12 protein-coding genes are annotated in these 13,509 nt (G+C 65.3%); all 12 read left to right on the forward strand.

Annotated elements, in window-relative coordinates; genetic code table 11:
• Positions 1–10 precede the first annotated feature (10 nt).
• The 12 genes from Q2941_RS36655 to Q2941_RS36710 all read left to right on the forward strand — a co-directional run bounded on the left by Q2941_RS36655 (position 11) and on the right by Q2941_RS36710 (position 13,476).
• A complete protein-coding gene (locus Q2941_RS36655) occupies positions 11–1,669 on the forward strand; it encodes an ABC transporter substrate-binding protein (protein WP_027521380.1) in 1,659 nt (552 codons plus the stop codon).
• Between the two features lie 191 nt (positions 1,670–1,860).
• The gene (locus Q2941_RS36660; RefSeq protein WP_027521379.1) at positions 1,861–2,814 is read left to right on the forward strand and encodes an ABC transporter permease; all 954 of its coding nucleotides are present in this window, start codon (positions 1,861–1,863) and stop codon (positions 2,812–2,814) included.
• A 3-nt stretch (positions 2,815–2,817) separates the two neighbouring features.
• Complete coding sequence (locus Q2941_RS36665; RefSeq protein ID WP_458195539.1) at positions 2,818–3,720, forward strand: ABC transporter permease; 903 nt, start codon at positions 2,818–2,820, stop codon at positions 3,718–3,720.
• 183 nt (positions 3,721–3,903) lie between these two features.
• On the forward strand, positions 3,904–4,965 hold the full coding sequence (locus Q2941_RS36670) for an ABC transporter ATP-binding protein (protein WP_458195540.1): 1,062 nt from the start codon (positions 3,904–3,906) through the stop codon (positions 4,963–4,965).
• A complete protein-coding gene (locus Q2941_RS36675; RefSeq protein ID WP_458195541.1) occupies positions 4,962–5,159 on the forward strand; it encodes a hypothetical protein in 198 nt (65 codons plus the stop codon). The genes Q2941_RS36670 and Q2941_RS36675 overlap by 4 nt, the downstream gene beginning before the upstream one ends.
• A complete protein-coding gene (locus Q2941_RS36680; RefSeq protein ID WP_458195542.1) occupies positions 5,156–6,571 on the forward strand; it encodes an amidase in 1,416 nt (471 codons plus the stop codon). The genes Q2941_RS36675 and Q2941_RS36680 overlap by 4 nt, the downstream gene beginning before the upstream one ends.
• On the forward strand, positions 6,568–7,545 hold the full coding sequence (locus Q2941_RS36685) for an ABC transporter ATP-binding protein (protein ID WP_458195543.1): 978 nt from the start codon (positions 6,568–6,570) through the stop codon (positions 7,543–7,545). Before Q2941_RS36680 ends, Q2941_RS36685 begins: the two co-directional genes overlap by 4 nt.
• Before the next feature lie 378 nt (positions 7,546–7,923).
• A complete protein-coding gene (locus Q2941_RS36690; protein WP_027521372.1) occupies positions 7,924–8,193 on the forward strand; it encodes a GlsB/YeaQ/YmgE family stress response membrane protein in 270 nt (89 codons plus the stop codon).
• A gap of 237 nt (positions 8,194–8,430) precedes the next feature.
• Positions 8,431–10,182, forward strand: coding sequence for a type I secretion system permease/ATPase (locus tag Q2941_RS36695; RefSeq protein ID WP_027521371.1), 1,752 nt, complete (start codon positions 8,431–8,433; stop codon positions 10,180–10,182).
• Entirely contained in the window at positions 10,179–11,513 is a 1,335-nt protein-coding gene (locus Q2941_RS36700; protein WP_254109205.1) for an HlyD family type I secretion periplasmic adaptor subunit, read from the forward strand. Before Q2941_RS36695 ends, Q2941_RS36700 begins: the two co-directional genes overlap by 4 nt.
• A gap of 182 nt (positions 11,514–11,695) precedes the next feature.
• Positions 11,696–13,186 carry an AMP nucleosidase gene (locus Q2941_RS36705; protein ID WP_035661277.1) on the forward strand — a complete coding sequence of 497 codons (1,491 nt, stop codon included), beginning with the start codon at positions 11,696–11,698 and terminating at the stop codon, positions 13,184–13,186.
• Positions 13,187–13,341: 155 nt separating this feature from the next.
• Positions 13,342–13,476, forward strand: coding sequence for a hypothetical protein (locus Q2941_RS36710; RefSeq protein WP_458195544.1), 135 nt, complete (start codon positions 13,342–13,344; stop codon positions 13,474–13,476).
• Positions 13,477–13,509 lie beyond the last annotated feature (33 nt).

Below are 13,509 nucleotides of genomic sequence, written 5' to 3' on the forward strand. Positions count from 1 at the left end.
GATTGAGGCGATGCTTATCGATAAAACCACCCGCGCAGCATTGATTGCGGCGCTGGCGTTCACGACCGCCGCGGCCTGGCCGCGTGCGGCCGGTGCCGAAACCGTGCTGCGCATCGGCATGACCGCTGCCGATATTCCGCGCACGCTGGGCCAGCCCGATCAGGGATTCGAAGGCAATCGCTTCACCGGCCTCACCATGTACGACGCACTGACCATGTGGGACCTCTCCTCGGCCGACAAGCCGAGCGTGCTGATCCCGGGGCTTGCGACCGAGTGGAAGGTCGACGAGACCGATCACAAGAAGTGGACTTTCAAGCTGCGCCCTGGCGTGAAATTCCATGACGGCAGCGACTTCAACGCCGATGCTGTGGTGTGGAACGTTGACAAGGTGCTGAACAAGGATGCCCTGCAATACGACCCGAGCCAGGTCGGCCTCACCGCCTCGCGTATGCCGACGCTGCTGTCCGCTCGCAAGATCGACGACCTGGCGGTGGAGCTGACCACGAAGGAGCCGGACAGCTTTATGCCGATCAATCTCTCCAATCTGTTCATGGCGAGCCCTGCGAAATGGCAGAAGCTTTATGACGCCGCCAGCGGCGCTGATGCGAAGGCGAAATCGGCCGCCGCATGGGAAGCATTTGCACGCGATGCCTCCGGCACCGGTCCGTGGAAGATGACGAGCTTTACGCCGCGCGAGCGGCTGGAGCTCGCCAGGAATGAAAACTACTGGGACAAGGCACGCGTTCCACATGTCGACCGCATGGTGCTGTTGCCGATGCCGGAGGCGAATGCGCGCACCGCGGCGCTACTGTCGGGGCAGGTCGACTGGGTCGAGGCGCCCGCGCCCGACGCGATTGCCCAGATCAAGCAGCGCGGTTTCGTCATCTACTCCAACGAAGAGCCCCATGTCTGGCCGTGGCAGTTCTCGCGGGTCGAAGGCTCGCCCTGGAGCGACATCCGCGTCCGCAAAGCGGCCAATCTCTGTATCGACCGGGAGGGCCTGCGAGACGGCCTGCTCGGCGGATACATGGTGCCGGCGACCGGGACCTTCGAGCCCGGCCATCCCTGGCGCGGTAATCCGACCTTCCTGATCAAGTATGACAAGCCGGCCGCGCTGAAATTGATGGCAGAGGCGGGCTATGGTCCCAACAAGCACGTGGCGGTCAAGATCCAGACCTCGGCCTCGGGTTCCGGCCAGATGATGCCGCTGCCGATGAACGAATATCTCCAGCAGGCACTCGCCGAATGTTACTTCGACGTGCAATTCGACGTCATCGAGTGGAATACGCTGGTCAACAACTGGCGGCGCGGCGCCAAGGATGCTTCCGCCAACGGCTCCAACGCGGTCAATGTGACCTATGCGGCGATGGATCCGTTCTTCGCCCTGGTGCGCTTCCTGCAGTCGTCAATGGCGCCGCCCCTCTCGAACAATTGGGGCTACATCAACAACCCCAAATTCGACGAGCTGGTCACCAAGGCGCGGCAGACATTCGATCCCGCCGCACGCGACGCCGCACTCGCCGAGCTGCACGCGGCCTCCGTCGACGACGCCGCCTTTCTCTACGTCGCCCACGACGTCGCCCCGCGCGCCATGAGCCCGAAGGTGAAGGGCTTCGTGCAGCCCAAGAGCTGGTTCGTCGACTTCTCGCCGGTGTCGATGGTGCCGTAGTTCGCGCAACACGCTCGCTGCACCCTCTCCCCTTGCGGGAGAGGGTGGCTTCGCAAAGCGAAGCCGGGTGAGGGGTCTCTCTCCGCGGATGACCCTCTCGCATTTGAAACGACAGTACCCGCGGATAGAACCCCTCATCCGGCGCTTCGCGCCACCTTCTCCCACAGGGGGAGAAGGAAGGAAGAAGACCAGTGCTCGCCTATATCGCCAGACGCATCGTCTACGTCATCCCGATCGTCATCAGCGTGGCGCTGGTGTGTTTTCTGCTGGTGCACATCACGCCCGGCGATCCGCTCGTCGCCGTGCTGCCGGCCGATGCGTCACAGGAGCTTGCGGCGCAACTGCGTGCGGCCTACGGCTTCGACCGGCCGCTGCCGGTGCAGTTCGGCCTCTGGCTGCTGCGCGCGCTGCACGGCGATCTCGGTAATTCCATTGCGACGGGACGGCCCGTACTTGCTGAGGTGATGCGCGCGGTCGGCAACACCGTGACGCTTGCAATCGCGGCTGCCATCATCGGTTTCACGATGGGGATCCTGCTTGGCCTGATCGCCGGCTATTTCCGCGAGACCTGGATCGACAAGCTGGCGACATCCTTTGCCATCGCCGGCGTCTCGGTGCCGCATTACTGGCTTGGCATGCTGCTCGTCATCATCTTCTCGGTCGAACTGAACTGGCTGCCCGCGGTCGGCGCCGGCCCCGGCGGCTCCGGCGCATGGGCCTGGGACTGGGCGCATCTGCAATATCTCGTGCTGCCGGCGATCACGACATCCGTGATTCCCATGGGCATCGTCACCCGAACCGTGCGCGCGCTCACCGGCGACATCCTCAGCCAGGATTTCGTCGAGGCCCTGCGCGCAAAAGGCCTGCGCGAAACTGGTGTGTTCCGCCACGTCATCAAGAACGCCGCGCCCACTGCGCTGGCGGTAATGGGCCTCCAGCTTGGCTACATGCTCGGCGGCTCGATCCTGATCGAGACGGTGTTCTCCTGGCCGGGCTCGGGCTTCCTGCTCAACTCCGCGATCTTCCAGCGCGACCTGCCGCTGTTGCAGGGCACGATCCTGGTGCTGGCGCTGTTCTTCGTCTTTCTCAATCTGCTGGTCGACATCGCGCAAGCCGCGATCGATCCGCGCATCAAGCGGGGCTAGCCGATGAGCGAGCTTCCGTTGTCAGCCACCAGCGAAGCAGCGCTTCAGGCCGCACCCGCGACGAAAGCGCGCGGCTACTGGGCGACAGTGGGCCGCCGCATCATGCGTGATAAGGTCAGCATGGCCTGCGCGCTGGTGCTGCTGCTGATCTTCCTCTCCGCACTGCTCGCGCCGTGGCTCGGCCTCGAGGACCCCTACAAGGGCTCGATGATTCGCCGCCTGCGCCACATCGGCACGACGGGCTATCCGCTCGGCACCGACGAGCTCGGCCGCGACATGCTGGCGCGACTGATCTATGGCGGTCGTCTCTCCCTCGTCATCGGCATTCTGCCGGTGATCCTCGCCTTCGGCATCGGCACCTCGCTCGGCCTCGTTGCCGGCTATGTCGGCGGCAAGCTCAACACCGCGATCATGCGCACGGTTGACGTGTTCTACGCCTTCCCCTCTGTGCTGCTTGCTATCGCCATCTCCGGTGCGTTAGGGGCCGGCATCCTCAACTCCATCGTGGCGCTGACCATCGTGTTCGTGCCGCAGATCACCCGCGTCGCCGAAAGCGTCACCACCGGCGTGCGCAACATGGATTTCGTCGAGGCCGCGCGCGCCTCCGGTGCGGGGGCGTTCACCATCATGCGCGTGCATATCCTCGGCAACGTGCTGGGCGCGATCTTCGTCTATGCGACCAGCCTGATCTCGGTCTCGATGATCCTGGCCGCCGGTCTCTCCTTCCTCGGGCTCGGCACAAAGCCGCCGGAGCCGGAGTGGGGACTGATGCTGAACACGCTGCGCACCGCGATCTACGTCAATCCCTGGGTCGCAGCGTTGCCCGGCGCGATGATCTTCGCGGTCTCGATCTGCTTCAACCTGCTCTCGGACGGCATGCGCAGCGCCATGGACATCAGGAACTAAGAGATGACGACATCGACCGACACTGGCTCCGCGGCGAAGATCACCTCTCCCAAAGGGAGAGGTCGGATCGCATCGTCAGATACGATCTGGGTGAGGGGGTACGCTTTATCGAGGGACCTGTGCCCCTCACCCGGCGCTGCGCGCCGACCTCTCCCCGATGGGGAGATGTGAAGGGCGACGATCATGATCGACACCAACGCCTCCATTGCCATGCTGGAGCCCGTCGAGGATCGCGGTGGCGTCGCGCAGCCGCTGTTAAGGGTGAATGGCCTGACCAAGCATTTCCCCGTGCGCGGCGAGCTGTTCAGCGCGAAGCGCACGGTGCGTGCCGTCGACAACGTGTCCTTCTCCGTTGCCAAGGGCGAGACCGTCGGCATCGTCGGCGAATCCGGCTGCGGCAAGTCGACCACCGCGCGGCTCCTGATGCATCTGATGCAGCGCGATGCCGGCGACATCATCTATGACGGCATGACCGTCGGCCAGGCGCTCAGCTTGCGCGAGCTGCGCCGGGGCATGCAGATGGTGTTCCAGGATTCCTACGCCTCGCTCAACCCGCGCCTGACGATCGAGGAATCGATCGCGTTCGGCCCCAAGGTCCACGGCATGACCGACGGCGCGGCCCGGGCGCTCGCGCGCGAATTGCTCGGCAAGGTCGGCTTGCGTCCGGAAAATTTCGCCAATCGCTACCCGCACGAGATCTCCGGCGGCCAGCGCCAGCGCGTCAATATCGCGCGGGCGCTGGCGCTGTCGCCGCGGCTGGTGATTTTGGATGAGGCCGTTTCTGCGCTCGACAAGTCGGTCGAGGCGCAGGTGCTCAACCTGCTAGCCGACCTCAAACGCGAATTCGGGCTCACCTATCTCTTCATCAGCCACGACCTCAACGTGGTCCGCTACATCTCCGACCGGGTGCTGGTGATGTATCTCGGCGAGGTCGTCGAGCTCGGCCCGGTCGATGCGGTCTGGGACGCGCCCGCCCATCCCTATACGCGTGCGTTGCTGGCGGCGATGCCGTCCTCCGATCCGGACAAGCGCACCGAGACGCCGCCGATCTCGGGCGATCCGCCCAACCCGATCGATCCGCCCTCCGGCTGCCGTTTCCACACCCGTTGTCCGTTCGCGGAGCCGCTCTGCGCAAAAGTAACGCCAAAGCTCACCGCGCTCGATACAATGGGCCACGAGGCCGCCTGCTATATGGCCATACCGGGATCGGGCCACAGCCGCGCGCCGCAAGAGGGAGCAGCATGACAAGACCGACCGCAAAAGACATCAAGGCCATGGCTGACACAGCCGGCGTCCCCGTCGAGGACGAGATCGCGGTTCGTATCGCGAACAACATGGGTCCCGTGTTCGACGGCTTTGCGACCATCGCCGGCACGCTGCCGATGGATCTCGAGCCGTCTCTCTTTGTGCTGGCGCAAACCACGAAGGTTCCGGCATGAGCACCGAACCCGCATTGATGACGCTGACCGAGGTCGCGCGCGCGATCGCGATGAAGCAGTTGTCTTCGCACGAGGTGACGCGCGCGCTGCTGCATCGCATCGCGCAGTGGCAGCCGCATCTCAACGCCTTCATGGCGATCGAGTCGGAGGCTGCGTTGAAGGCGGCTGAAGAGGCCGACGAGGCGCTCGCCAAAGGCGAGGTGCGCGGCCCGCTGCACGGCGTGCCGCTCGCGCACAAAGACATGTATTACGACGCAGGGAAAGTCGTGACCTGCGGCTCGCTGATCCGCCGCGACTATGTCGCCACCACGACGTCGACGGCGCTCCAGCGCCTGAAGGATGCCGGCCAGGTCCGGCTTGGCACGCTGCACATGGCCGAGTTCGCCTATGGGCCGACCGGTCACAACGGCCATTATGGTCCGGTGCGCAATCCCTGGAATGTCGCGCATATCACCGGCGGCTCGTCGTCGGGTTCGGGCTCGGCGGTCGCGGCGCGGCTGACCTTCGCCGCGCTCGGCTCGGATACCGGTGGCTCGATCCGCATGCCCGCGAATTTCTGCGGCGTCACGGGCCTCAAGGTCACATGGGGCCGCGTCAGCCGCGCCGGTGCGATGCCGCTGTCGCAATCGCTCGACACCGTCGGCCCGCTCGCGCAGACCGCGGAGGACTGCGCGCTGCTGCTCGCGCTGATGGCGGGTCCTGATCCTGAGGATCCGACAGCGAGCGCCGAGCCTGTGGCGGACTACGTTGCCGCGACACAAGGCTCGCTGAAGGGCCTCAAGATCGGCGTGCCCACATCCTTCTATGTCGATGATCTCGATCCTGAAGTGGCGCGCGTGCTCGACGAGACCATCGCCGTGCTCAAGCGCGAGGGCGCCGACATCGTCAAGGTCGAGCTGCCGGATCAGCGGCAATTGCAGGCGGCGAGCCAGCTCGTGCTGGCGGTGGAGGCCGCCGCCTTCCACAAGCGCTGGCTGATCGAACGTCCGCAGGACTATGGCGCGCAGGTGCTGATGCGTCTCCAGAACGGGCTTGCGGTCCCCGCCATCACCTATCTCGAAGCGATGCGCTGGCGCGGACCTGCGCTTGCCGCCCATCACGCGGCCATCGCCGGCGTCGATGCGGTGATCGCGCCGGTCTCGCCGGTGCCGGCGCCGACGATCGCCGAGAGCGATGTCGGCGGGGATGTGCATGCGCCGGCGCTGTTGCAGCGGCTGACGCTGTTCACCCGTCCGGTGAACTATCTCGGCCTGCCGTCGCTGGTCGTGCCGTCGGGCTTCACCAAAGGCGGCCTGCCGGTCGGCATGCAGCTCATAGGTCGCGCGTTCGACGAAGCGACCCTGCTCACCATCGGCGCCACGTTCCAGCGCGCGACCGATTATCACGCCAAGGTGCCGAAGCTGCCGTCATGACAAAGCTCGTCGAGATCTCAGGCCTCAACATCCGCTTCACCGGCGAGCGCACGGTCTATGCCGTGAACGATCTCGATCTCTCGCTCGGTGACGGCGAGGTGCTGGGCCTGCTCGGCGAGTCCGGCTCGGGCAAGAGCGTGACGCTGCGCGCCCTGATGCGGCTTCTGCCGAAGAAGCGCACGCAGATCTCGGGCACCGTCAACGTCATGGGCCGCGACGTGCTCGCCATGGGCGAGGAGGAGCTCTCTACATTCCGCGGCCAGACGGTGTCGATGATCTTCCAGGAGCCGGCGCTTGCGCTCGATCCGGTCTACACCATCGGGGCGCAGATCGCCGAGAGCGTAGTGCGTCACGAAGGCAAAAGCTATGCGGAAGGGCGGGGGCGCGCGCTGGAGATGCTCGAGGTCGTGCGTATCCCTTCCGCAAAGCGCCGGCTCGATGCCTATCCGCACGAGATGTCCGGCGGCATGCGCCAGCGCGCGATGATCGCGCTGGCGCTCGCCTGCCGGCCGAAGATCCTGCTCGCGGACGAGCCGACCACCGCGCTCGATGCCACCGTGCAGATCCAGATCCTCTTGCTGCTGCGCGAGCTGCAGCGCGAGTTCGGCATGTCCGTCATTTTCGTCACCCACGACATCGGCGTGGCGATCGAGATCTGCGATCGTGTCGCGGTCATGTATGCCGGCCAGATCGTGGAGCAGGGGAGCTTGCGCGACATCGTGCGCGCGCCGGTGCACCCCTACGCCAAGGGCCTGCTCGCCTCGACCATTCACGGCGCCAAGCGCGGCGCGCGGCTCGAGACCATCCCCGGAACTCCGCCCTCGCTTGGCCAGAAACCGCGCAACTGCTCCTTCGCCCCCCGCTGCGCCGTCGCCCAGCCGCAGTGCCTGGAGCAACTGCCCGCGAACGTGCAGGTGGGACCCGGCAGGGCGGCGAGGTGCGTGCTCGCGGAGGCGGCGACGGTCGCTTCGTAGCTTGCTCCCTTCGATCTCAAGCCCAGCCACGTGCACACTGCACTCCCTCCCTTGCGCGGGGAGGGGGTAGCCCCGGGAGAGGTCAGCGTTCGTGGCACCCCCCCTCCCTGCCCCCTCCCCAGCAAGGGGGGAGGGAATGAGAGAGCGGTGTGCCCCTCACTTTGAAATTGCTCCTCACCTCAAAAATCTCAAGCACCAGCACGCAGTTGCCGCGATCCACCGCGCGCGTCCAGCCAAAGGCCGGTTCTACTTTGCATTGGTTTGTTTTCGACATTTTGTCGGGGTGAGACCTCCTGGGGAGACGTGACAGGCATTCAGTTCCCATTCATCCCGGGGAGGGTTCCATGCGCCCCCATTCACGGAGAGGGACTTCAACTTATGTACATTTCTGGCCAAAGCCTCATCGTCATCCTGTTCGTCGGCCTGGTTGCCGGCTGGCTTGCTGGCAAGGTGGTACGCGGAAGCGGGTTCGGCATCATCGGCGACATCGTGATCGGCATCGCGGGCGCGTTTGTCGCGAGCTTCCTGTTCCCGCGGCTCGGCATCCATCTCGGCGTGGGGCTGGTCTCGGAGATCATCTACTCCGCAATCGGCGCCATCATTCTGCTTCTGGTGGTCCGCCTGGTGCGCGGCGGCGGGCGGCTCTAGCGGTTCCTGCGAAAAACCGGCTGCCGCGATGATAAATTCGTCGCGGCAGCTCCAAAAACTGTGGAATTCCGGATTTGCGCCGCAGCGCGGCTGCGCTAGAGGTTTTGAGCCAGAGATTGTTGATCAACTGTCGTGCATTGGACGACAGCCACAAACGCGATATTAATCCGGGTCGAGTACCCCAAATTTAGTTTGTGAAATCAGGGGTTTTACCCCTCATCCGATGAGAAGCGACTGATGGCAGCGGTTCCCGGCTTGCGCCGTTCCGAACTCGGTAATGCCTTGCGTGCCTGTCGCGCTGCGTTCCTGGGCCTCGGGTTGATGAGCTGCATGATCAACCTGCTCTATCTGACCGGGTCGATCTTCATGCTGGAGGTCTACGATCGGGTGCTGCCCAGCCGCAGCATCCCGACGCTGGTCGGCCTGATCATCCTCGCCGGCGGTCTCTACATCGCGCAAGGCGTTCTGGACCTGATACGCGGCCGCATCCTTGGCCGTATCGGCACTGCGCTCGACGAGGCCCTGAACAAGCGGGTGTTCGACACCATCGTGCGTCTGCCGCTCCTGGCCGGCAACCGCAACGAAGGCCTCCAGCCGCTGCGCGACCTCGACAACGTCCGTTCCTTCCTCGGTGGCATGGGACCGAGCGCGTTCTTCGACCTGCCATGGCTGCCGCTCTATCTCGCCATCTGCTTCGCCTTCCATTGGCTGATCGGCGTCACGGCTTTGGTCGGTGCGATCATCCTGGTTGGCCTCACGCTGGTGACGGAGTTCATGTCCCGCCGGCCCGCACGCGAGGCGACGAGCCTCGCCGCACAGCGCAACGATCTCGCCGCTTCCAGCCGCCGCAATGCCGAGGTGCTGGTGGCGATGGGTATGGCCGGCCGGCTCAACCAGCGCTGGAGCGAGGCCAACGAAAAATATCTCGCCGGCAATCAGCGCGCCAGCGATGTCGCCGGCGGTCTCGGTGCCATCGCAAAAGTGCTGCGCATGATGCTGCAATCGGCCGTGCTCGCGGTCGGTGCCTATCTCGTCATTCATCAGGAGGCGACCGCCGGCATCATCATCGCGGGCTCGATCCTCTCGGCGCGCGCGCTCGCGCCGGTCGATCTCGCGATCGCGCACTGGAAGTCCTTTGTCGCCGCGCGGCAGAGCTGGCAGCGGCTCAGCCGCCTGCTGGAGCAGATTCCGGCCCAGGCGATGCCGACCCAGTTGCAGGCGCCCTCGAGCCGCCTCGCGGTCGAAGGCGTCAGCATCGTGCCGCCGGGCGATCAGCGCGTCATCGTGCAGGACGTGACGTTCGCGCTCAATGCCGGCATGGGCCTCGGCGTGATCGGCCCGAGCGGTTCGGGCAAATCGTCGCTGATCCGGGCGCTGGTCGGCGTCTGGCAGCCGGTGCGCGGCAAGGTGCGGCTCGACGGCGCGGCGCTCGACCAGTGGGCCTCCGACGTGCTCGGCCGCCACATCGGCTATTTGCCGCAGGACGTCGAGCTGTTCGGCGGTAGTATCGCGCAGAACATCAGCCGGTTTGATCCCGACGCGACCTCCGATGCCATCATTGCCGCGGCGAAGGAGGCTGGCGTGCATGAGATGATCATCAAGATGCGCGAGGGTTACAACACCCAGGTCGGCGAGCAGGGCACGGCGTTGTCCGCCGGCCAGGCCCAGCGCGTGGCGCTGGCGCGCGCGCTCTACGGCAATCCGTTCCTGATCGTGCTCGACGAGCCCAACTCCAACCTCGACACCGAAGGCGACGAAGCCCTGACCCGCGCGATCCGCGCCGCGCGCGAGCGCGGGGCCATCGTCGTCGTCGTGGCGCATCGGCCGATTGGCGTCGAGGCGGTCGATCAGATCCTGGTGCTGCGCGACGGCCGCATGCAGGCCTTCGGCCCGAAGGAGCAGGTGCTCGCACAGGTGCTGCAGCCGCGCGTCGCCCCGCCGGCGCCGCCGATCAAGATCGTCAGCGAAGGCGGAGTGGCCAAACCATGAGCTCGATGACGATGGCGGGCGCCAAGCCCGCGGCAAAGAGAAGCGTGCGGCAGTCGATCAGGTTTCACCTGCTGCTCGGTCTCGGGATCGTGCTGCTGCTCGCCGTCGGGCTCGGCGGCTGGGCGTCGACCGTGCTGATCTCCGGCGCGCTGATCGCGCCGGGGCAGATCGTCGTCGAATCCAACGTGAAGAAGGTGCAGCATCCGACCGGCGGCGTGGTCGGCGAGGTGCGCGCCCGCGACGGCGACCTGGTCAAGGCCGGCGACATCGTGGTGCGGCTCGACGACACCGTCACCAAGGCGAACCTCGCCATCGTCACCAAGAACCTCGACGCCGGCCAGGCGCGCGCGGCGCGGCTGCAGGCCGAGCAGCGCGGGCTTGCAAAGATCGAATTCCCGCAGGGGCTGCTCGATCGCGCAAGCGATCCCGACGTGGCGACACTGCTCGCCAGTGAAGGCAAATTGTTCGACGTCCGCGTCAATGGCCGTGCCGGTCAGAAGGCGCAGCTTCGTGAGCGCATCCAGCAGCTCAACGAGGAAATCGAGGGCCTGAAGGCGCAGGAGACCGCCAAGGACAAGGAGATCGTGCTGGTGCAGCAGGAGCTCACCGGTGTCCGCGATCTCTATGACAAGCACCTGGTGCAGCTCTCGCGCCTGACGACGCTAGAGCGCGACTCGGCCCGCCTCAACGGCGAGCGCGCGCAGTACATCGCCTCGCGCGCCCAGGCCAAGGGCAAGATCACCGAAACCGAGCTGCAGATCATCCAGGTCGACAAGGACATGGTGAGCGAGGTCTCAAAGGATTTGCGCGAGACCAACGACAAGATCGGCGAGCTGATCGAGCGCAAGGTCACCGCCGAGGATCAGCTCCGCCGCGTCGACATCCGCGCGCCACAGGATGGCATGGTGTTGCAATCGACCGTGCACACCGTCGGTGGCGTCGTCACCGCCGGCGATACCCTCATGCTGATCGTGCCGCAGCAGGACGACCTGCAGGTCGAGGCCAAAGTCAATCCGACCGACATCGACAAGCTTCAGGTCGGCCAGAAGACGCTGCTGCGCCTGTCCGCCTTCAACCAGCGCACCACGCCGGAGCTCAACGGCGTCGTGAGCCGCGTCTCGCCCGACGTCACCACCGACCAGCGCACCGGGCAGAGCTATTACACCATCCGCGTCTCGATGCCGCCGGAAGAGGTCGCCCGCCTCGGCGAGGTCAAGCTGATCCCCGGCATGCCGGTCGAGGCCTTCGTGCAGACCGGCGACCGCACCATGCTGTCCTACCTGATGAAGCCGCTGCACGATCAGCTGATGCGGGCGTTCCGGGAGAAGTGAGGCGGAGCGCCGCTTCAATCGTCATTGCGAGCGTAGCGAAGCAATCCAGAATCGTTCCGCGGCGGCAGCCTGGATTGCTTCGTCGCAAGAGCTCCTCGCAATGACGAGTTGCAATGAGCGGCGCCGTTGTTGCTATACTCTGGCTCCGAGCAGACTACTCAGCATGAAACGGCGTCAGACACATGCATCACGCCCCGATCCAGACCCCGCCGACTATTGCCACGGAAGCCTTCACCGATGCGAGCCTTGCGGTCGCCCGGCTCGAAGAGATCTACGAGCGCAACACGAAATTCCTGCGCGATCACTTCGAGGCCTATCTGGGCGGCAGGTCGCCGACGACGCGCGTGCGCGCGTTCTACCCGTTCGTCCGCCTGACCACCGCCACCCATGCGCGGCTCGATTCGCGCCTGGCCTACGGCTTCGTTGCCGGACCCGGCGTGCACGAGACCAGTGTGACGCGGCCAGACGTGTTTCGGACCTATCTCACCGAGCAGATCAGCCTGCTGATCAAGAATCACGGTGTGCCGGTCGAGATCGGCGAGTCCATTGAGCCGATCCCGATTCATTTCGCCTATCGGCGAGACATCAACATCGAGGCGGCGATCAGCACGGGCGATACGGTCGGCACACGGCTCATGCGCGACGTGTTCGACACGCCCGATCTTGCCGCCATGGATGATGCGATCGCCGACGGCACGCTCGCGCTGGCGCCCGGAGCGCCGGAGCCGCTGGCCCTGTTCCGCGCGGCGCGCGTCGACTATTCACTTCGGCGGCTCTATCACTACACCGGCACCGATCCCGAGCACTTCCAGAATTTCGTGATCTTCACCAACTACCAGTTCTACGTCGATGCCTTCGTGCAACTCTGCCAGCAGCGGCTCGCATCGGGCGACGACGGCATCGAGGCCTTCGTCGGACCGGGCAACGTGATCACCCGCAACGCGAGGTTCGGCGGCGGTACGAGCGGGACTGCGCCGGATCGCGCGCCGCAGATGCCGGCCTTCCATCTCGTCGAGCCCGGCTATCAGGGCATCACCCTGATCAACATCGGCACGGGCCCTTCCAATGCGCGGAACGTCACCGACCATGTCGCGGTGCTGCGGCCGCATGCCTGGCTGATGGTCGGACATTGCGCCGGCCTCCGGAATACGCAGCGGCTCGGCGACTACGTGCTGGCGCATGGTTACGTCCGCGAGGACCACGTGCTCGATCAGGAGCTGCCGCCCTGGGTGCCGATCCCGGCGCTTGCCGAAGTGCAGGTCGCGCTCGAGGAGGCGGTCGAGGAGGTCACGGGATTGTCCGGCTTCGAGCTCAAGCGCCTGATGCGGACCGGAACGGTCGCGAGCGTCGACAACCGCAATTGGGAGATCAGCGGCGCCGCGGTCATTCGCCGTCTGTCGCAATCCCGCGCCGTTGCGCTCGACATGGAATCTGCGGCGATCGCCGCCAACGGCTATCGCTTCCGCGTTCCCTACGGCACCTTGCTGTGCGTCTCGGACAAGCCCCTGCACGGCGAGATCAAGCTCGCAGGGATGGCGAGCGCATTTTACCGGCAGCGCGTCAGCCAGCATCTCGAGATCGGCCTGAAGGCGCTCGAACGGCTCAAGCACCAGGAGTCGGAACGCCTGCATTCGCGTAAGCTGCGCAGTTTTGCCGAGGTGGCATTTCAGTAGCTTCAGCGTCTGATGCTCGCGTGCGCTTAGGGCAGCGTAACTGTCATACGCCGCACTGACGTCTGCGTGAGCGCACAAGCCCTCCGGAATATTCACTGCCAGTGCAGGGTTAACACCTATCCGGGGCTCCCTTGACCAAGGCCACAGGAGCAGACATGAGCAATCCCCTGATCAGGTATGTCGTGCTGGGAGCATGTGTGGTGGCGCTGTTCGTGCCGCCGATATTCGCCCCGGTCTTTGCGGCAGGCGGTGGTGGTGGCGGCGGAGGCCTGTCTCTTATACACATCTGACGCTGCCGACGATCTTACGCGTGTAGATCTCGG

This window comes from Bradyrhizobium sp. UFLA05-153 (genome assembly GCF_054185185.1).

Bases quoted from the DNA above. Each gene is read 5' to 3' on its own strand.
- Q2941_RS36665 (WP_458195539.1), top strand. From the start codon at position 2,818: ATGAGCGAGCTTCCGTTGTCAGCCACCAGCGAAGCAGCGCTTCAGGCC.
- Q2941_RS36710 (WP_458195544.1), top strand. From the start codon at position 13,342: ATGAGCAATCCCCTGATCAGGTATGTCGTGCTGGGAGCATGTGTGGTG.
- Q2941_RS36705 (WP_035661277.1), top strand. From the start codon at position 11,696: ATGCATCACGCCCCGATCCAGACCCCGCCGACTATTGCCACGGAAGCC.
- Q2941_RS36695 (WP_027521371.1), top strand. From the start codon at position 8,431: ATGGCAGCGGTTCCCGGCTTGCGCCGTTCCGAACTCGGTAATGCCTTG.
- Q2941_RS36690 (WP_027521372.1), top strand. From the start codon at position 7,924: ATGTACATTTCTGGCCAAAGCCTCATCGTCATCCTGTTCGTCGGCCTG.
- Q2941_RS36685 (WP_458195543.1), top strand. From the start codon at position 6,568: ATGACAAAGCTCGTCGAGATCTCAGGCCTCAACATCCGCTTCACCGGC.
- Q2941_RS36670 (WP_458195540.1), top strand. From the start codon at position 3,904: ATGATCGACACCAACGCCTCCATTGCCATGCTGGAGCCCGTCGAGGAT.
- Q2941_RS36655 (WP_027521380.1), top strand. From the start codon at position 11: ATGCTTATCGATAAAACCACCCGCGCAGCATTGATTGCGGCGCTGGCG.
- Q2941_RS36700 (WP_254109205.1), top strand. From the start codon at position 10,179: ATGAGCTCGATGACGATGGCGGGCGCCAAGCCCGCGGCAAAGAGAAGC.
- Q2941_RS36680 (WP_458195542.1), top strand. From the start codon at position 5,156: ATGAGCACCGAACCCGCATTGATGACGCTGACCGAGGTCGCGCGCGCG.
- Q2941_RS36675 (WP_458195541.1), top strand. From the start codon at position 4,962: ATGACAAGACCGACCGCAAAAGACATCAAGGCCATGGCTGACACAGCC.